Annotated in this window: 15 protein-coding genes and 1 pseudogene; 11 read left to right on the forward strand and 5 right to left on the reverse strand. The window is 72.1% G+C overall.

What is annotated here, in order from left to right; all coding sequences use genetic code 11:
• Nucleotides 1-8 precede the first annotated feature (8 nt).
• From FL583_RS07855 to FL583_RS07870, 4 genes are read left to right on the forward strand one after another with little or no spacing between them, the layout of a single operon-like run.
• Nucleotides 9-1,586, forward strand: a complete 1,578-nt coding sequence (locus tag FL583_RS07855; RefSeq protein ID WP_142703820.1) for a sugar ABC transporter ATP-binding protein — start codon at nucleotides 9-11, stop codon at nucleotides 1,584-1,586.
• Nucleotides 1,587-2,630 (forward strand): ABC transporter permease, encoded by a 1,044-nt coding sequence (locus FL583_RS07860; protein ID WP_142703822.1) that lies wholly within the window; start codon nucleotides 1,587-1,589, stop codon nucleotides 2,628-2,630.
• A 9-nt stretch (nucleotides 2,631-2,639) separates the two neighbouring features.
• Nucleotides 2,640-3,851, forward strand: coding sequence for an S-methyl-5-thioribose kinase (gene mtnK / locus FL583_RS07865; RefSeq protein WP_142703824.1), 1,212 nt, complete (start codon nucleotides 2,640-2,642; stop codon nucleotides 3,849-3,851).
• Nucleotides 3,852-3,868: 17 nt separating this feature from the next.
• On the forward strand, nucleotides 3,869-4,669 hold the full coding sequence (locus FL583_RS07870) for an endo alpha-1,4 polygalactosaminidase (RefSeq protein WP_142703825.1): 801 nt from the start codon (nucleotides 3,869-3,871) through the stop codon (nucleotides 4,667-4,669).
• Here FL583_RS07870 and FL583_RS07875 read toward each other — a convergent pair.
• Nucleotides 4,644-5,531, reverse strand: coding sequence for an SDR family oxidoreductase (locus FL583_RS07875; protein ID WP_142703827.1), 888 nt, complete (start codon nucleotides 5,529-5,531; stop codon nucleotides 4,644-4,646). The two genes, FL583_RS07870 and FL583_RS07875, sit on opposite strands and share 26 nt — an antisense overlap.
• A gap of 79 nt (nucleotides 5,532-5,610) precedes the next feature.
• On the opposite strand from FL583_RS07875, the gene FL583_RS07880 reads away from it, so the two are divergent.
• Complete coding sequence (locus tag FL583_RS07880) at nucleotides 5,611-6,177, forward strand: TetR/AcrR family transcriptional regulator (protein ID WP_142703829.1); 567 nt, start codon at nucleotides 5,611-5,613, stop codon at nucleotides 6,175-6,177.
• Here FL583_RS07880 and FL583_RS07885 read toward each other — a convergent pair.
• Nucleotides 6,164-6,886: an SDR family NAD(P)-dependent oxidoreductase gene (locus tag FL583_RS07885; RefSeq protein ID WP_142703830.1), complete on the reverse strand. Its 723-nt coding sequence runs from the start codon at nucleotides 6,884-6,886 to the stop codon at nucleotides 6,164-6,166. The two genes, FL583_RS07880 and FL583_RS07885, sit on opposite strands and share 14 nt — an antisense overlap.
• A 101-nt stretch (nucleotides 6,887-6,987) precedes the next feature.
• On the opposite strand from FL583_RS07885, the gene FL583_RS07890 reads away from it, so the two are divergent.
• Nucleotides 6,988-7,791 carry a helix-turn-helix transcriptional regulator gene (locus FL583_RS07890; protein ID WP_142703832.1) on the forward strand — a complete coding sequence of 268 codons (804 nt, stop codon included), beginning with the start codon at nucleotides 6,988-6,990 and terminating at the stop codon, nucleotides 7,789-7,791.
• 45 nt (nucleotides 7,792-7,836) lie between these two features.
• On the opposite strand, the gene FL583_RS07895 is transcribed toward FL583_RS07890, so the two are convergent.
• The 3 genes from FL583_RS07895 to FL583_RS07905 are packed head-to-tail and all read right to left on the reverse strand — an operon-like array spanning nucleotide 7,837 to nucleotide 11,140.
• Nucleotides 7,837-9,345 (reverse strand): precorrin-2 C(20)-methyltransferase, encoded by a 1,509-nt coding sequence (locus FL583_RS07895; RefSeq protein ID WP_142703834.1) that lies wholly within the window; start codon nucleotides 9,343-9,345, stop codon nucleotides 7,837-7,839.
• Nucleotides 9,345-9,974 carry a precorrin-8X methylmutase gene (locus FL583_RS07900; RefSeq protein ID WP_142703836.1) on the reverse strand — a complete coding sequence of 210 codons (630 nt, stop codon included), beginning with the start codon at nucleotides 9,972-9,974 and terminating at the stop codon, nucleotides 9,345-9,347. Before FL583_RS07900 ends, FL583_RS07895 begins: the two co-directional genes overlap by 1 nt.
• Nucleotides 9,971-11,140: a precorrin-3B synthase gene (locus tag FL583_RS07905; RefSeq protein ID WP_142703838.1), complete on the reverse strand. Its 1,170-nt coding sequence runs from the start codon at nucleotides 11,138-11,140 to the stop codon at nucleotides 9,971-9,973. Before FL583_RS07905 ends, FL583_RS07900 begins: the two co-directional genes overlap by 4 nt.
• 145 nt (nucleotides 11,141-11,285) lie before the next feature.
• On the opposite strand from FL583_RS07905, the gene cobN reads away from it, so the two are divergent.
• The 5 genes and pseudogenes from cobN to mtnC all read left to right on the forward strand — a co-directional run.
• Nucleotides 11,286-14,909 (forward strand): cobaltochelatase subunit CobN, encoded by a 3,624-nt coding sequence (gene cobN, locus FL583_RS07910; RefSeq protein ID WP_142703839.1) that lies wholly within the window; start codon nucleotides 11,286-11,288, stop codon nucleotides 14,907-14,909.
• A 44-nt stretch (nucleotides 14,910-14,953) separates the two neighbouring features.
• On the forward strand, nucleotides 14,954-15,331 hold the full coding sequence (locus tag FL583_RS07915) for a hypothetical protein (RefSeq protein ID WP_142703841.1): 378 nt from the start codon (nucleotides 14,954-14,956) through the stop codon (nucleotides 15,329-15,331).
• Nucleotides 15,332-15,401: 70 nt separating this feature from the next.
• A complete protein-coding gene (gene mtnK, locus FL583_RS07920) occupies nucleotides 15,402-16,580 on the forward strand; it encodes an S-methyl-5-thioribose kinase (RefSeq protein WP_142703843.1) in 1,179 nt (392 codons plus the stop codon).
• On the forward strand, nucleotides 16,577-17,611 hold the full coding sequence (locus tag FL583_RS07925; protein ID WP_142703844.1) for a translation initiation factor eIF-2B alpha/beta/delta subunit family protein: 1,035 nt from the start codon (nucleotides 16,577-16,579) through the stop codon (nucleotides 17,609-17,611). Before mtnK (FL583_RS07920) ends, FL583_RS07925 begins: the two co-directional genes overlap by 4 nt.
• A pseudogene (gene mtnC, locus FL583_RS07930) lies at nucleotides 17,608-18,306 on the forward strand (acireductone synthase); the annotation flags it as partial. The gene FL583_RS07925 and the pseudogene mtnC, both read left to right, overlap by 4 nt.
• Nucleotides 18,307-18,339: the final 33 nt, after the last annotated feature.

The raw sequence follows: 18,339 nt of genomic DNA on the forward strand, positions 1-18,339 counted from the left end.
GGAAAAACATGACTCCGCCGTTAACTGCCGAACCGCGTACCGAGGCTGTCGTCTCGGTGCGCGGCGTCGGTAAATCCTTCGGGCCGAACGTCGTCCTCAAGGGCGTCGACCTGGAGATCTCGAGCGGCGAGGTCGTCGCTCTGCTCGGCGCCAACGGCGCCGGGAAGTCGACGCTGATCAAGATCCTGGCCGGCGCGCACCCCGATCACACCGGCGAGGTGCTGATCGGGGGCGAGCCGGCCCGGCTCTCCTCCCCCACCGCGGCCCGCGCGCTCGGGATCGCCACCGTTCACCAGCGCGTCCGCGAAGGAATCGTCCCCGGCCTCACGGTCGCCGAGAACCTCGCCTTCGACGAGCTCGCCGGGGGCGGAGCCTCCTGGCTCCTCCGTCGGCGGGAGGTCATGTCCGTCGCCCGGCGCGCGGTCGAGGTCCTCGACCTCGGTTGGTCGGACGCCGTCCTGCGCCGGGACGTCGCCACGCTGGGTATTTCCGACGCTCAGCTGCTGGTCGTCGCCCGCACGCTGCTGCAGCGGCCGCGGCTGCTGATCCTCGACGAGCCGACGTCGGCGCTGTCGTCGGCGGAGGCCGATCGGCTGTTCGGGGTCGTCCGGCAGTTGCGCGCCGACGGGTTGGCCGTCGTGCTGGTGAGCCACCGGCTGGGTGAGGTCGACGCGATCGCCGACCGGGCCGTGGTGCTCCGCGACGGGCGGGTCACGGCCGACGTCGCCAAGCCGCTGAGCTGGCCGGTGATTCTGCCCGCGATGCTCGGGGCCAGCGCCGAGGGCCTCAAGGCCACCGTGCTCGAGCACGACACCCCCGAGACGCCGGCCCCGGAGCGGAAGGCCCCGGACGGCGACCGTCCGGCGGTGGTTCGCTTGCGTCGCGTAAAACTTCTCGACGAGTCACCACCGCTGGACCTGCAGATCTACAACGGCGAGGTCACCGGCATCGTCGGTTTGATCGGGGCCGGGAAGTCTGAGCTGGCGCACGGCCTGTTCGGGTCGGCCGGCTGGACGGCCGGGACGGCCGAGTTCGACGGGCTGGCCCGGCCGCCGCGGACGCCGGGCGAGGCGATCCGGAACGGGATCTACCTCGTGCCGGAGGACCGCGCGGACCAGGCGCTGCTGCCCGGGTGGTCGATCCAGCGGACGCTGAGCCTGCCGTTCATCACCAAGGTCTCCAGCCGGGTGGGCGTGCTCAACGGCGGGAGCGAGCGGGACCGCGCGTCGACCGTCATCGAGAAGCTCGGCATCGTCGCCCGCGGACCGCGGACCGAGCTCAACGAGCTCTCCGGCGGCAACCAGCAGAAGGTCGTGGTCGGGCGCTGGCTGGTCGAGCAGGCCCGGCTGCTGCTGCTGGACGAGCCGTTCCGCGGGGTGGACCTCGGGGCGCGCCGGGACATCGGCGACCAGGTCCGCGCGGTGGCCGGCGCCGGCGGGGCGGTCGTGGTGCTGTCGGCCGACGTGGACGAGGTCTTCGAGATCGCCGACCGGATTCTTGTTCTCGTCGAGGGCGCGCTGACCCTCGACTCCCCTATCACCGAGGTGAGCCGCGACGACGTCGTGCGCGCCTTTTCCGGAGCATAGATGGCCACCGAATCACTGCCTGCCACCTCGTTCGCGGCCCGGGCCCTGCCGGTCCGGGAGGCGATCGTCCGCTACGGGTTCGTCGCGGTCACCGTGATCCTCATCGGCTACTTCCTGATCAGCCAGCCGAACTTCCGGACGTCGTCCAACCTGTGGGGGCTGCTGGTCTACGCGGCCCCGGTCGGCATCGCCGGGCTCGGCGTGACGATCGCGATGACGGTCGGCGGGCTGGACCTGTCGGTGGGCAGCGTGGCCGGGTTCGCGGTGTCGCTGTCGGCCTGGACGATGGTGATCGGCAACCAGGTCGGCGGGGTCGCGATCGGGGTCGCGCTGGTCGCCGGGGCGTTGGTCGGCCTGATCAACGCGGCGCTGATCGTCTGGGCCCGCATACCCGACCTGCTGGCCACGCTGACCACGATGTTCGCGATCCAGGGCCTGAAGCTGGTGCTGGTCGACGGAAAGTCGATCTCCTCGCGGATGACGCTCGACGACGGCTCGACCGCGCCGGGCAAGTTCACCGACGGGTTCCTCTACCTGGCCCAGGGGAAGATCGGGCCGGTGCCGTTCCCGGCGATCCTGCTGATCGTGATCTCGGTGCTGGTCTGGTTCCTGCTGGAGAAGACGCGCTGGGGCCGGCTGCTGTACGCGGTCGGCGCGAACCCCGAGGCCTCGCGGCTGGCCGGGGTGCGGGTGGGGCTCTACCGGAGTGCGGCCTACGTGGCCGCGGGCGTGCTGGCCTCGGTGGCCGGTCTGCTGCTGGCCGCCCGGATCGGCCAGGGCGACGTGTCGGCGGGCAACTCGCTGCTGCTCGACGCCGTGGCCGTGGCGCTGGTAGGCACCTCGGTGCTGGGGCGGAACGTGCCGAACGCCTGGGGAACCGTGCTGGGCGCGATCCTGATCACCACGATGGTTGTCGGATTCAGCATGATGGGCCTGCCGTATTACGTGCAGGATGTCGCGAAGGGCGCGGTGCTGCTCGTCGCGCTGCTGTTCAGCTACACGCTGTCCACCCGCCGGGCCACGCTGCCCGGCCAGCCGACGTAGGGGTGCTTGATGAGTGACCTGCTGGACGTCTCGTCGGTACCGGCGTACGTGGCCTCCGTCGGGGACCTGGCCGCTCGGGTCGGGGACGTGACCGACGTCCGGGAGGTCGGGGACGGGAACCTCAACCTGGTGTTCATCGTGCGGGGCTCGGCGGGCTCGCTGGTGCTGAAGCAGTCGCTGCCGTACGTGCGGACCGACCCGAACTGGCCGATGACCAGGGAGCGGTCGTCGCGGGAGGCGTACGTACTGGCGTCGCACCAGGCTCTTTCTCCGGCGCACGTGCCTTCACTGCTTCATTACGACGAGACGCAGTACGTGCTGGCGTTGGAGGACCTGTCCGATCACCGGGTCTGGCGGACGGTGCTGAACACCCGGGGCTCCTCCCCGTCGGAGGACGACGCGGTGGCCGCGGCCGCTCTCGGGGAGTACATCGGGGCGGTGGGGTTCGGAACCTCGGTGCTCGGCGTGGGGTCGGCGGCGCACAAGCAGGCGGTGGCGCGGGCGATCAACCCGGAGCTGTGCGAGATCACCGAGGATCTGGTGCTGACCGAGCCGTTCGTGTCGCACGACCACAACGTGGTGCACGACTTGAACGTGCCCGACGTCGAGGCGCTGGCCTCCGACGAGGACGTGCTGCACGCGGCCGGGCTGGCCAAGCTGGCGTTCATGACCCGGGCCGAGTCGTTGCTGCACGGGGACCTGCACACCGGGTCGGTGTTCGTGCGCTTCGGTTCCGCGCCGTCGGTGCGGGTGTTCGACTCGGAGTTCGGGTTCTACGGGCCGCTCGGGTTCGACCTGGGGATGCTCTGGGGGAACTACGTGCTGGCGGCCGCGCGGGCGGTGGCGATGGGTCAGTCGCCCCGGGCGATGCAGTTGCTCGGACTCGGGCGGATCACCTGGAACGCGTTCGAGGCGGCGTACCGGGAGCGGTGGGGGTCGCGGTTCGATCCGCGGGTGTTCGGGGACGCGTTCCTGTCGTCGTATCTGACGCAGGTCTGGGAGGACGCGGTGACGTACGCGGGGGCCGAGGTGGCTCGCCGGGTGATCGGGTTCGCGAAGGTCGCGGACATCGAGTCGCTGCCCGAGTCGCAGCGGGTGGTGGCGGCGCGGGTGGCGCTTCGCGCCTCCCGTTCGCTGATCACGCACACGCTGCACGGAGGCACCGGACCGCATCCGACCGCGCTGACCGACATCGCCGCCGCGCCGCTGGGGCTGTCGTAGGCCGGTGGTGGGCGACCGTGCTGGTCGCCCTGCTGGTCGTGGCCGGCTGCTCGGAGCCGGAACCGTCTGCTCCGCCCTCGCCGGTCTCGTCGGTCTCGCCGGTCTCCTCGGGGAAGTACTGGACGCCTGCGCCCGGGACCACCTGGCAGTGGCAGCTGTCCGGGACCGTCGACCGGTCGGTCGACGTCGCGGTCTACGACATCGACGGGTTCACGAACGGCGCCGACGTCGTGGCGTCGCTGCACGCGGCCGGCCGGAAGGTCATCTGCTACGTCAACGTCGGCGCGGCCGAGGACTTCCGGTCGGACTACCGGAAGTTCCCGGCCGCGGTGCTCGGAAAGGGCCTGGACGGCTGGCCGGGCGAGCGCTGGCTCGACGTCCGGCGCTGGGAGTCCTTGGAACCGATCATGTCGGCGCGGTTCGACATGTGCCGGACCAAGGGCTTCGACGCGATCGAGCCCGACAACGTCGACGGGTTCGCGAACGACAGCGGTTTTCCGCTGACTTCGGCCGACCAGTTGACCTACAACCGCCGGATCGCCGCGCTCGCCCACTCGCGTGGGCTCTCGATCGGGCTCAAGAACGACCTGGAGCAGGTGCCCGACCTGGTGAACGACTTCCAGTTCGCGGTCAACGAGGAGTGCCTCGCCTATGACGAGTGTTCCGAGCTGAAGCCTTTCGTCGACGCCGGCAAGGCGGTGTTCCACGTCGAGTACTCCGACGAACCCTGCCGGAAGACGACCCCGCCCGGCTTCAGCTCACTGCGCAAGAACCTCGAGCTCGACGCGTTCGTCAGGCCGTGTACGCCCCGGCGTTGAGGTCCTCCAGCAGCGTGGCGTGCGTGGGCTCCCAGCCGAGCCGCTCCCGGGTGAGCGTGTTCGAGGCGAGGATGTCGCCGCTGTAGACCATGCCGATGAACCCGAGCCGGGTCTGGGCCTCCTCGGCGGTGATCGACTCGGTCGGCACGCCCAGCTGGCGGCCGATCGCCTCGGCGATCTCCCGGGTGGGGACGCCTTCCTCGGCGATCGCGTGGACGATGCTGCCGGGCGCCGACTTCTCCAGCGCCAGCGCGACGGCCGTGGCCGCGTCGTCGCGGTGCACCGCGGCCCAGTGGTTGGCGCCGTCGCCGACGTATCCCGCCGCGCCCTGCTGCCGGGCCGCCTGGACGAGGTAGGCGATGAAGCCGTGGTCGCCGACGCCGTGCACGGTGGGCGCGAACCGTAGCGACACCGAACGGATGCCCCGGTCGGCGTAGCTCAGCGCGAGCTGCTCGCCGCCTCCGCGCGGCGCCTGGGGGCCGGAGAACGGGGTCGCGTCCTCCTCGGTGAGCACCTGGCCGGGCTTGATGAACGCCACCCCGGAGGCGAACAGGAACGGCTTGTCGGTGCCCGCGAGCACGTCGCCGAACATCTCGACCGCGGCCCGCTCGGTCGATCCGGCGGCGGCGAAGTCGTCGTGGTTGAAGGCCAGGTGGACGACGCCGTCGGCGGTCTCGGCGACCTTCCGCAGGCTGTCGAGGTCGTCGAGGTTGCCGCGGACGGCCTCCGCGCCCATCGCTTCGACCTTGGCGGCCCCCTCGTCCGTCCGGGCCAGGCCGACGACCTGGTGGCCGGCCTTGATCAGCTCGGGGACGACGCCGGAGGCGATCCAGCCGGACGCACCGGTGACAAAAACGCGCATGACTCTCTCCTAGCGATGTCAGTGGCTGACATCGACGCTACACCCTGATGTCAGGGACTGCCATCACTAGAATGGGTCCGTGGCGCGATGGGAACCCGGGGTCCGGGAACGGCTGTTGATGGCGGCACTCGACGCCTTCACCGAAGAGGGCTTCGAGCAGACGACGGTGGCCGGCCTGGCCGAGCGGGCCGGCGTCACCGAGCGGACGTTCTTCCGGCATTTCGCCGACAAGCGCGAGGTGCTGTTCCAGGGGTCGTCGGCGCTGCAGGACGGCGTGACCCAGGCCATCGCGGCGGCGCCGGACGGGCTCGACCTGATCGAGGTCGTCACCAGGGCGTTCGAGTCGGTCGGCCCGTTCTTCGCCGAGCGTCACGAGTTCGCCCGCCGCCGCGCCGCCGCGATCGCGTCCAACACCAGCCTGTTGGAGCGCGAGCTGCTCAAGCTGTCCGCGCTCAAGGCGGCCAACGCCGACGCCCTCCGCGCCCGGGGCGTCCCGGATGCCGACGCGGTGCTGGCCGCGGAGTTCGGCGCGGCGATCTTCCACGTCGGCTTTCAGCGCTGGGTAGACGATTCGACCGGCGTCGGCCTGGACCGGCACGTCCGGCAGGTGGCAGACGATTTGAAGGCGCTGATCACCAGGGGATGATCCCGTCGGCGTCCCCGCCCAGGAGCGATCGGTCACCCCAGACCCGGCCGGTCTCGGCGTCGGTCTCGCCCGTGGCCAGCGCCACCACGACCGACGCGCCCTGCTCGGCGGTCCGGTAGCCGGCGTGACCGTTGAGGTCGGTCGCGCAGTAGCCCGGGTTGGCGGCCAGCACCGGGAACGGCAGTTCCTTGGCGTACATCGCGGTCACCATGTTCAACGCGGTCTTCGACGCCGGGTACGGGATTCCGACCAGCGCGGCCAGCGGGCTCGCCGGGTCGGTCACCGCGGTGATCGACCCGACCTCGCTGGAGACGTTCACGATCCGGGCGCCGTCCGACGCGCGCAGCAGCGGCAGGAACGCGTTGGTCACGGCGACGACGCCGAAGACGTTCGTCTCGAACACCTGCCGGAGCGCGGCCCGGGGCGTCGTGCTCGGGCTTCCGTGGTGGTCCCCGATCAGCCCCGCGTTGTTGACGAGCAGGTCGAGGTGCGCGTGCTCGGCGGCCACTCGGGCGGCGGCCTTCTCGATCGAGGCATCGTCGGTCACGTCCAGCGGCACGAACGTCGCTCCGAGCGCGTCCGCCGCCGCGCGGCCCCGGCCCTCGTCCCGCGCGGCCACGAGGACGGTGAAGCCGCGGGCGACGAGCAGGCGAGCGGTCTCGTAGCCGATGCCCTTGTTGGCTCCGGTGATGAGTGCGATCTGTGTCATGCGCTCAGTTTTTGGGGGCGGGGAGCGCGGGACCAGAGACGGGAAGAGCCTGGTATCCGCGGTACCACCCGCGGCTGTTCACTCTGCGGGACCCTGGTGACATGAACCCGCGCGAGGAGACCGCCGCGTTCCTGCGCGCCCGGCGGGCCCGGTTGCGGCCCTCCGACGTCGGGCTCCCGGACGGCGTCCGCCGCCGGACGCCGGGGCTGCGGCGCCAGGAGGTCGCGCAGCTCGCCGGGATGTCGATCGACTACTACATCCGGCTCGAACAGGGGCGCGGCCCGAGCCCGTCGAAACAGGTGCTCACCGCGCTGGCCCGAGCCCTGATGCTGACGCGCGACGAGCGCGACTACCTGTTCCGGATCGCGGGTCAGCACCCGCCGGCCGCGCCCGCGCCGTCGCGCGAACTGACGCCGGCGATCCGCGTCCTGCTCGCCTCGCTGAAGGACGTCCCGGCTTACGTCGTCGACGCGGCCTACACGGTGCTGGCCTGGAACGACCTGGCGGTCCACTTCCTCAGCGATCTCTCGCTGGTCCCCGAGGCCGACCGCAACATGATCCGCTGGATGTTCCGCCACCCCCACGGCGACGACTCGTTCACCCGCTCGACGGTCGCCGACCTGCGGGCCGCCTACGCCCGCTACCCCGGCGACCCGGGCATCGAGTCGCTGGTCACCGAGCTGCTCGGTACGTCGCCGCGGTTCGCCGAGTTCTGGTCGGCCCACGACGTCGAGGAGCGTCGCCGGATCGTGAAGAGCGTGGTGTCGCCGCGGCTCGGTCCGCTCGAGTTCGAGTGCCAGGTGCTGCAGATTCCGGAGACCGGCCAGCGGATCATCGTGTACTGCGCCGAGCCCGGCTCCCCCACCGCCGAGGTCTTCCGCAGTCTGTCCGCCGTCGGCCCGTGAGCGCGGCCGTCCCAGAACCCACCGACCAGACCCTGACTCAGGGCACTAGTAGCGGCGTGGGGTGTAGACGCCGTGTCGGGTGGTTCGGGTTCTGGACGAGCCCACGATCAGCAGGGTTCGCATGTCTACAGTGGACACGTCCAGGGCCGCCAAGCCCACCACCTCGACGTGTTCGGTCGGGCCACCGACGTCTCGCCCCACCACCACCGGGGTCTCCGGCGCCCGGTGCCGCAGGAGCAGTTGGTGCGCGGCCTCGATCTGGTGCCTCCGGAACTTCGACGCCGGGTTGTAGATCGCTATCACGAAATCGGCGCTCGCGGCGGCGGACAGGCGCGCTTCGATGACGTCCCACGGCTTGAGGCGATCCGACAGCGAGATGATGCAGAAGTCGTGCCCCAGCGGCGCCCCGACCCGGGACGCCACCGCCTGGGCCGCGGTCAGCCCCGGCACCACGCGCACCGGAACGTCGGCCCAGCGCGGATCGTCCGCCACCTCGAGCACCGCCGCCGCCATCGCGAACACGCCCGGATCGCCGGACGACACGACCGCGACCCTCGAGCCCTTCAGCGCCAGATCCAGCGCGAACGCGGCCCGCTCGGCCTCGACGCGGTTGTCCGACGCGTGTCGTCGCTGGCGCGGGTTGGCCGGCACCCGGTCGAGGTACGGCCCGTACCCGACCAGGTCGTCGGCCGCCGCCAGCGCCTCCCGGGCCTCCGGCGTCTGCCATTCCCGTCCAGCCGGCCCGAGCCCGACGACCACCACCTCCCCCGCCCCGCCCTCCGCCGCTTCCGCGGCGGCCGCGCCCCCGGCGACCGCGCCCGGACCCCCCAACCCCGGAGACAACCGACTCGGCAACACCGCCATCGAGAAGTACGGCACCGACCCCGGATCCACCGACCCCAACGCCGCCACCCGCTCCGACCCCGTCGAAGCCCGCTCCACGTACCACGCCTCGTCCAGCCGCCCAGCCGCCTCCAACGCCGACCGCACCGACCCGAACGTCCGCCCCAGCTTCATCACGACCGCCGGGTCCTCCCCGGCCAGCCGCGCGGCCAACTCCGGCGACGGCAGCGTCCCCGGCAATACGGTCAGCACCTCGTCCCGCTCCACCAGCGGCCGCCCCAGCGCCGCCGACGCCCCGCTCACCGACGTCACCCCCGGCACCACGAGAGCCTCGTAACGCCCGGCCAGCCGCTTGTGCAGGTGCATGTACGACCCGTAGAAGAACGGATCCCCCTCGGCGAGCACCACCACGTCCCGCCCGGCGTCCAGATGCACGGACAGCCGGGCCGCGCACGACTCGTAGAACTCGTCGATCGCGCCCTGGTACCCGCCCGGGTGCGAGGTCGTCTCGGTCGTGACCGGGTAGACCAGCTGCTCCTCGATCTGACCCTCGCGCAGGTAGGGCTCGGCCACCGACCGGGCGACGCTCCGCCCGTGCCGCGCCGAGTGGTACGCGATCACCGGCGCCGACGAGATCAGCCGCGCGGCCTTCACGGTCACCAGCTCCGGGTCGCCCGGCCCGACCCCGACCCCGTACAACCGCCCGCTCATCACTCGTCCTCGCTGGCCAGCGCGTTGAGCGCACCGGCCGTCATCGCGCTGCCGCCCCGGCGTCCGCGCACGATCAGGTACTCCAGCCCGAGGTCGTTCGCGGCCAGCGCGTCCTTGGACTCGGCCGCGCCGATGAAGCCCACCGGGATCCCCAGCACGGCGGCCGGTCGCCCGGCTCCGGCCGCGACCATGTCCAGCAGGTGGAACAGCGCCGTCGGCGCGTTCCCGATCGCGACGACCGAGCCTTCCAGCCGGTCGCGCCAGAGTTCCACCGCGGCCGCGCTGCGAGTCGTCCCGAGCGACGAAGCCAGCCCGGGCACCGAGGCGTCGGACAGCGTGCAGATCACGTCGTTCGACGCGGGCAGCCGCCGCCGGGTCACGCCGGCCGCCACCATCTGCGCGTCGCAGAAGATCGGCGCCCCGGCCCGCAGCGCGGCCACCGCGGCCGGTACCGCGCCGGCCGAGAACGCCAGGTCGTCGACCAGGTCGACCATCCCGCACGAGTGGATCATCCGCACCGCGACCCGGGCCACGTCGTCCGGGAGCCCGCCCAGGTCGGCCTCGGCCCGGATCGTCGCGAACGACCGACGGTAGATCTCCGCCCCGTCGCGGATGTACTGCCCACTCACTCGCTGCCCCTTCGTGCCGCCGCGACGGTCGCGGCCAGCTCCTCCACCCGCACGTCCCCGCCGTCGACCCGGTACCCGTCGTCGGTGGCCAGCACGTCCACGTGCGCGCCGGCCGGCCGCCCGCACCGCCGTTCACACCCGGCGAAGTGCACGGCCGACCCGCCGTCGGCCAGCAACGACAACGCTCTGGACGCGTCGCCGCGGACGTCCGCGCGTGACTTCGCGCAGCCGGGGAGCCCCGTACAGGCGGTGGCGGTCGCCCACGCGGACGTCGGGTCGGTGACCAGCCCGGCCGCGTCCAGCGTCGTCACGATCGCAGGCGCGTCCGCGGCCGGAATCCCGGGGAGCACCACCCCTCGCCACGGAGTGACGATGATCTCGTCCCGGGCCACCCGCCCGATCACCTGCATCTGGGCGACGGTCAGCCGCCCGAGCGGAGCGCCCACCCCGATCGCCGAGCCGAGGACGCCCAGGAGCACCGGCGGGCCCACCGAATCGCCGGCTCCCCGGACGTCCGCCTGGTGGGGGAGGCCGAGAACGTCGGAGAGCCGCCGCGCGACGCGGGCCGACCCGTCGTCCAGATCGGAGAGACGCCAGGCCGCGGAGGCCTGAGCCTCGCGCTCGGCGAGGAAGCACCGGGCGGCGGCGATCGAGGCAGCGACGGCCTGGTCGGCAGCGACCCGCAGCCCGGAATCGACGCCGGCCAGCAACAGACGGTCGGCGCCGAGCAGCACGGTCACGTCCGCACCCAGCCCGGCCACGTCCCGGTCGACGTCGACCGCGAACAGGAACCGGCCGGACAGCGCGGCCAGGTCCGGCGCGGCGCACAACGCCTGGTCCAGCGCGGTCACCACCGCCTGCGCCCCACCCAGCGGCGACGCGACGATGTTCCGGACCCGTTCGTGCGTCTCCGACGGCAACAACCCGACCGAGGCCAGCCGCTCCGCGAGCGGCCCGGTGTCCGACACGCCACGAATTTGGACGTTCGCCCGAGAAGTCAACTCGATCGGACCGAACGCCCGGAGAGCGTCCCATTGCGTGAGGCTCAGCACACCGCCCGGGACGCGGACCCGGGCCAGACCGCCGTCCGCGGCCGGGTGGACCTGCAACGCGCCAGGGCAGCGGTCGGCAGCCGCGCGACGAGGAGCGGACGGAGCAGTGGGCACACGCCGGATGCTACGTGCCGCCCGGCAAGCCGCAATTGGGCCCACTTGACGGAAGCGTCACTGATCCGCAGTGTTGAGAGGCCATGAGCGGTGCGCCGTCGCCGAACCACGACCCGGGGCGCGGACCCCGAGTGAGGACGCCCGCGTGATTCTGCTGCTGTCGACTTCCGACACCGACCTGCTCTCGGCGCGGGCGAGCGGCGCGCCCTACCGGCTCGCGAACCCGGCCCGCACGTCCGTCGACGACCTGCCCGGCCTGCTCGACGGCGTCGACCTCGTCGTCGTCCGTATCCTCGGCGGACGCCGGGCCTGGGAAGAGGGCCTCGACGCGCTGCTGACCGGCCCGCGGCCGGTCGTCGTGCTCGGCGGGGAGGTCGCGCCGGACGCGGACCTGATGCAGCTCTCGACCGTGCCGGCCGGCGTCGCGGCGGAGGCGCACGCGTACCTCGCGCAGGGCGGGGCGCCCAACCTGGAGCAGCTGCACCACTTCCTCAGCGACACGATCCTGCTGACCGGCCTGGGCTTCGCCCCACCGGTCGACACCCCGACCTGGGGCGTGCTCTCCCGCGAGGCCGGACGCACCGAGCGCACCGGGGGCCCGACGATCGCGGTGCTGTACTACCGGGCCCATCACGTGGCCGGGAACACCGGGTTCGTCCATGCGCTGTGCGACGCGATCGAGGACGCGGGCGGGCAGGCGCTGCCGGTGTTCTGCGCCTCGCTGCGTACCGCGCCGGCCGAGCTGCTCGAGGTCCTGCGACGCGCGGACGCGCTGGTCGTGACCGTGCTCGCGGCCGGCGGCACCAAGCCGGCCACGGCGAGCGCCGGTGGCGACGACGACGCCTGGGACGTCGGTGCGCTGGCCGCGCTCGACGTCCCGATCCTGCAGGGCCTCTGCCTGACCAGCAGCCGCTCGACCTGGGACGCCAGCGACGACGGGCTTTCGCCCCTGGACAACGCGACCCAGGTCGCGATCCCGGAGTTCGACGGCCGGATCATCACGGTCCCGTTCTCGTTCAAGGAGATCGACGACGACGGGCTGACCGTCTACGTCGCCGACCCCGAGCGGGCCGCCCGGGTGGCCGGCATCGCGGTGAAGCACGGGGTTCTCCGGCACATCCCGGCGGGTGCGAAAAGGGTGGCGCTCATGCTCAGCGCCTACCCCACGAAGCACGCCCGGGTGGGCAACGCGGTGGGCCTCGACACCCCGGCCTCGGCGGTGAAGCTCCTGGCCGCGCTGCGGGAGGCCGGGTACGACATCGGCGAACTCCCGGGCGTCGAGAACCAGGACGGCGACGCGCTGATCCACGCGCTGATCGCGGCCGGTGGGCACGACACGGCCTGGCTCACCGAGGAGCAGCTGGCCGCGAACCCGGTGCGGATTTCGAAGGCGGCCTACCAGGCATATTTCGAAACCCTGGACGCCGACCTGCGCGACGCGATGGAGCGCCACTGGGGGCCGCCCCCTGGCGAGCTGTACGTCCACGACGGCGACATCGTGCTGGCCGCGCTGCGGGCCGGGAACGTCGTCGTGATGATCCAGCCGCCGCGCGGGTTCGGCGAGAACCCGGTCGCGATCTACCACGACCCCGACCTGCCGCCGAGCCACCACTACCTGGCCGCGTACCACTGGCTGGCCGCCGACTTCGGCGCCGACGCGGTCGTCCACCTGGGCAAACACGGCAACCTGGAGTGGCTGCCGGGGAAGACCGTCGGGATGTCGGCCGCCGACGGGTCCGACGCGGCCCTCGGGAACCTGCCGCTGATCTACCCGTTCCTGGTCAACGACCCGGGCGAGGGGACGCAGGCCAAGCGACGCACGCACGCCACGCTGGTGGATCACCTGGTGCCGCCGATGGCCCGCGCGGACTCCTACGGCGACATCGCCCGGCTCGAGCAGCTGCTCGACGAGCACGCGAACATCGCGGCGCTCGACCCGGCGAAGCTCCCGGCGATCCGGGCCCAGATCTGGACGCTGATCCAGGCCGCGCGCCTCGACCACGACCTGGGGCTGGACGACCGCCCGCACGACGCCGAGTTCGACGACTTCATCCTGCACGTGGACGGGTGGCTCTGCGAGGTGAAGGACGTCCAGATCCGGGACGGCCTGCACGTGCTGGGGTCGGCGCCGGTCGGCGAGGCCCGGGTCAACCTGGTACTCGCGATGCTGCGGGCCCGGCAGATGTGGGCCGGCCAGGTCGCCGCGCTGCCCGGTCTGCGCGAGGCGCTCGGCCTGGTCGAGAACGACTCCGCGCGGTCGAACGTGGACGAGGTCGAGGCCCTGGCCCGTTCGCTGGTCGCGGAGATGGAAGCCCGCGACTGGGACCCGGCGGCCGCGGCCGACGTCACCGCCTCCGTCCTGGATCCACGACTTTCCGGGGTTGTGAGGGGCTCGGAGACCCCGGAAAGTCGTCAATCCGTCGACCGCTCGCTCGTGGCGCGGGTGCTCACGTTCGCGGCCACCGAGGTCGTTCCGCGGCTGGCGAAGACCACCGACGAGATGACGCACGTCCTGCACGCGCTGAACGGGGGATACGTCCCGGCCGGGCCGAGTGGCTCGCCGCTGCGCGGGCTGATCAACACGCTGCCGACCGGGCGGAACTTCTACTCGGTCGACCCCAAGGCGGTGCCGAGCCGGCTGGCCTGGGAGACCGGCTCGGCGATGGCCGACTCCCTGCTGGCGAGGTACCGCGAGGACACCGGCGACTGGCCGCGCTCGGTCGGTCTCTCGATCTGGGGCACCTCGGCGATGCGCACGGCCGGTGACGACATCGCCGAGGTCCTCGCGCTGCTCGGCGTCCGCCCGCTCTGGGACGAGGCCTCCCGTCGGGTCACCGGCCTCGAGCTCATCCCGCGCCACGAACTCGACCGCCCCCGCATCGACGTCACGATCCGGATCTCGGGCTTCTTCCGGGACGCGTTCCCGCACGTCGTGGCCCTGCTCGACGACGCCGTGCAGCTGGTCGCCAAGCTCGACGAACCCGACAACTACGTGCGCGACCACGTGCTGGCCGACGTCGAAGAACATCACGACGAACGCCGGGCCACGCTGCGGCTGTTCGGCTCCAAGCCCGGCGCCTACGGGGCGGGCATCCTCCAGGCCATCGACTCGCGCACCTGGCGCGACGACAAAGACCTGGCCGAGGTCTACGCGGTCTGGGGCGGCTTCGCCTACGGCCGCGACGTCGACGGGATCCCGGCCCGCCCGGACATGGAGAACGCCTACCGGCGGATCAACGTCGCCGCGAAGAACGTCGACACGACCGAGCACGACATCGCCGACTCCGACGACTACTTCCAGTACCACGGCGGCATGATCGCGACGGTCCGCGCGCTGACCGGCGCCGCACCCAAGGCCTACATCGGCGACAGCACCCGCCCGGACGCCGTCCGCACCCGGTCGCTGCACGAGGAGACGGCCCGGGTGTTCCGGGCCCGGGTCGTCAACCCGCGCTGGATCGAGGCCATGCGCAGGCACGGTTACAAGGGCGCGTTCGAGCTGGCCGCGACCGTCGACTACCTGTTCGGCTACGACGCCACCGCGGGCGTCGTCGCCGACTGGATGTACGAGAACCTGGCGCAGACCTACGCGCTCGACGAGGAGAACCAGAAGTTCTTCACCGAGTCCAACCCGTGGGCGCTGCACGCGATCACCGAGCGGCTGATCGAAGCCGCGAACCGGGGCCTGTGGGAGCACCCCTCGCCGGCCACGCTGGACGCGTTGCAGGAGCTCTACCTGGCCACCGAGGGCGACCTCGAGGACGAGTAGTTCAGCTCGGTCCCGGGCTCGGCGCGACCCCTACCCTCGCCGGTATGCGGCGCACCGAGCCCGGCCTCCTGGCCACCCTGTTGCTGATCGCGGCGTTCCTCGGCGTCTGCGCCGTCCCGGTCCTGGTGTACCAGGGCTTCTGGGCGGGATTCCTGGTCGGCGACGACGCTCAGGCCCAGGCCCGCTCCGACCACCTCATGCTCGCCGCCCTGATCGTGGCCCTGGTGGCGTCGTCGGTCGGGATCGCCGTGGGCTGGTGGGTGCGGTTGACCGCGACGATCGTCGTGATGACGGTCGTGCTGGCCGTTGCCGGCTCGATCGCCCTGCTCGCGGCGGCGAAGTACGACCCGCCGACGCCGCAGCCGGGACCGATTCATTGCCAGGAGCACAGTGGCGGTGACAACGAGTGCCCGGGTGACTGACCCCGCTCCCGGGGAACGAATCGTCGCTAGTCAAGATTGAAAGGAAGGCGGCGACGACGGAGGAAGCTCGATGACGGTGGTGCTCGAACCGGACGACGTCTGGGCCTACCTGGTCGAGCGCAACCTCGCCGCAGGCACCGGCACCGTGCGCGAAGTCGGCGACGGCAACATGAACCGGGTCTTCCTCGCAATTCCCGACGATCCCGCCGTGCCGAGCGTCGCGGTCAAGCAGGCACCGCCCTGGATCCAGAAGCTCGGCCCCTCGTCCCCGATGAGCCCCGAGCGGGCGCTGATCGAGGCCCGTGCCCTCCGCACGTTCGCCGAGTACGCGCCCAAGCAGACCCCGGACGTCCTCGACGTCGACGAGGAGCGCTTCGCGTTCACGATGGAGGACCTGTCCGACCTCACGGTGCTGCGCACCGCGCTGAACCGGGGCGCGGCCATCGGCACCACGTCGGCCGAGGTCGGCGAGCTGGTCGGACGGGTGACGTTCGCGACGAGCGTGGCCGGCGCCGAACCGCGGGAGCGGGCCGATCTGCTGGCCCGGTCGGTGAACCCGCTGCTGGCCGAGGTGACGTTGCAGTACCTGCTCGGCGACCCGTTCGTCGAGGCCGAGCACAACTCGAACCATCCCTCGCTCGACGGGGCCGTCCGGAACCTGCGCGAGGACCCGGCCGTCCGGACCGAGCTCGCCACGCTGCGGGCCGCGTTCGGTTCCAGCGCCCAGGCGCTCGTCCACGGCGACCTGCACAGCGGCAGCGTCATGGTCGGCGTCCGGAACGGCGAGCCGGTCGTCCGGGTCATCGACCCCGAGTTCGCGATGGTCGGCCCGATCGGCCTCGACCTGGGTCTCTACCTGGCCAATGTGGTCATCGCCGCGGTGCGGTCGCGGAACACCGACCACCTGGCCTCGATCGAGGGCCTCTGGGACGCGTTCTGCGCGGCCTGGCGCGACGGCTGGCCGGACCGCGTCGACCCGCTCCTCGACGACGGCTGGCTGCTGCGTCACCTCCGGAACGTCTGGCACGACTCGCTGGGGTTCGCCGCCGTCGAGATGGTTCGCCGGGTGGCCGGCTACTCGCACGCGTCCGACTTGGAGACGTTGCCCGACCCCGGACCGGCCTCCGCCGTCGTTCTCGGCCTCGGCCACCGGCTGCTGGTCGACCGGGGCGTCTGCGGCGGCGAGGGTGGACGTCCGGATCCGCGTGCGTTGGCGCACCTGGTCAGCACCATGTGGGAGCGTTCGTGAACAGGCCGGTACTCGACGACAGCGTCCGACTGACCGACGAGGGTGTCCTCATCCTCGACCGTCGCGTTTTCCCCGCGCGTCAGGAATGGGTCCTGGCCCGCTCCGCGGGCGAGGTCGCGGTCGCGATCCGCGAGATGGTCACGCAGAGCTCCGGTCCGTTCTACGCCGGACTGGCGGGCCTCCGCCTGAGCGCTCGCCTCCATCGTGGTGACGGCGTCGAGACTGCTCTCAAAGCTTTGGTGGACGACGGTGAGCTGCTCACCGCGGCCCGGCCGACGAACAACCACGTGCGGGACGCGGTGCGCGAGGTCCTGGCCGCGGTCTCTCTCGCGGCTCCGGACTCGGCCGAGGAGCTGGCCGAGATCGTCGAGGCGGAGACGGGCCGGCTGGAGTCGGCCTACCGCGGAGGCAGCGCCGAGCTCGGCCGGCTGACCGCGGCCCTGATCCCGGACGGCGCCCGGGTGATGACCCACTGCTGGATGGACGCGTACCTGATCGGCGTGGTCCAGGAGGCTGCTTCGGCCGGCCGCAGCTACGAGTGGGTGGTCACCGAGACCCGCCCGTACCTGCAGGGCGCCCGGCTGACCGCGCACACGCTGGCCGAGATGGGGCAGAAACTGACCCTCATCACCGACGGCACCGCGGCCGCCGCGATGTCGCCGCAGTCGACGCTCGGCCCGATCGACGCGCTGGTCACCGCGGCCGACCGGGTGACGATGGACGGGCACGTGATCAACAAGGTCGGGACGCTCGGCCACGCGATCGCGGCCTCGGCGTTCGATATCCCGTTCTATGCGCTGGTGCTGGCCCCGGATCGCACCGCGGCAACCGCGTCCGACGTGGTGATCGAGGAGCGGGACGGCGCCGAGGTGCTGTCGACGCTCGGCTCGCGGACGGCGTCGTCGCTGGTCGAGCGGGGCTACTACCCGGCGTTCGACGTCACGCCGCCACGGTTCGTCCGGCGCATCGTCACCGACCGAGGTGTTTTCGAGCCGGCGCGGGTCGGCGAGTACCACAGGGAGATCTCATGACCCACACCGCACGCGTGGTCGTCCTCGACATCGAGGGCACGACCAGCGCGGCCGGTTTCGTCCAGGGCGATCTGTACGACTACGCGCGGCCGCGGCTGCGGCCGTGGATCGAGGCGCACGCCGACGATCCGGCGATCGCGGCGGCCGTCTCCCAGACGCGGGCCGACGGTGGGTTGTCGCCCGACGCCGATGTGGACGCGGTCGTCGCGGTCCTGCACGGCTGGATGGACGCCGACGTGAAGGCGACGCCGCTGAAGACGATCCAGGGCCAGCTCTGGGCGGCCGGGTTCGCGGCCGGCGAGCTGCAGTCGCACTTCTTCGCCGACGTGGTGCCGCAGCTGCGGGCCTGGCACGAGCGCGGGGTGCGGCTGGCGGTGTTCTCGTCCGGGTCGGTGGCCAGCCAGGTGCCGTGGTTCCGGCACGCCGACGCCGGTGATCTGACGCCGATGATCGAGGACTACTTCGACACGGTCAGCGCCGGGAGCAAGCGCGAAGCGTCGTCGTACGAGAAGATCGCCTCCGCGCTCGGGGTGGCCGGGAACGAGGCGCTGTTCCTCACCGACCTGCCCGCCGAGCTGGACGCGGCGACCGCGGCGGGGTGGCAGGTGGTCGGCGTCCGCCGGGAGGGCGAACCGAACTACGGCGGGGATTTCGGCCGCCACCCGGTCGTGGCGACGTTCGACGAGGTGGACGTGGTCGCCCCGGGCGGGTTCGCCGCGGGAGCCGGC

The sequence above is a fragment of the Cryptosporangium phraense genome, assembly GCF_006912135.1.
Classification (GTDB): domain Bacteria; phylum Actinomycetota; class Actinomycetes; order Mycobacteriales; family Cryptosporangiaceae; genus Cryptosporangium; species Cryptosporangium phraense.

Bases quoted from the DNA above. Each gene is read 5' to 3' on its own strand.
- mtnK (WP_142703824.1), top strand. From the start codon at position 2,640: ATGAGTGACCTGCTGGACGTCTCGTCGGTACCGGCGTACGTGGCCTCC.
- FL583_RS07875 (WP_142703827.1), bottom strand. From the start codon at position 5,531: ATGCGCGTTTTTGTCACCGGTGCGTCCGGCTGGATCGCCTCCGGCGTC.
- mtnK (WP_142703843.1), top strand. From the start codon at position 15,402: ATGACGGTGGTGCTCGAACCGGACGACGTCTGGGCCTACCTGGTCGAG.
- FL583_RS07885 (WP_142703830.1), bottom strand. From the start codon at position 6,886: ATGACACAGATCGCACTCATCACCGGAGCCAACAAGGGCATCGGCTAC.
- FL583_RS07915 (WP_142703841.1), top strand. From the start codon at position 14,954: ATGCGGCGCACCGAGCCCGGCCTCCTGGCCACCCTGTTGCTGATCGCG.
- FL583_RS07860 (WP_142703822.1), top strand. From the start codon at position 1,587: ATGGCCACCGAATCACTGCCTGCCACCTCGTTCGCGGCCCGGGCCCTG.
- FL583_RS07895 (WP_142703834.1), bottom strand. From the start codon at position 9,345: ATGAGCGGGCGGTTGTACGGGGTCGGGGTCGGGCCGGGCGACCCGGAG.
- FL583_RS07855 (WP_142703820.1), top strand. From the start codon at position 9: ATGACTCCGCCGTTAACTGCCGAACCGCGTACCGAGGCTGTCGTCTCG.
- FL583_RS07890 (WP_142703832.1), top strand. From the start codon at position 6,988: ATGAACCCGCGCGAGGAGACCGCCGCGTTCCTGCGCGCCCGGCGGGCC.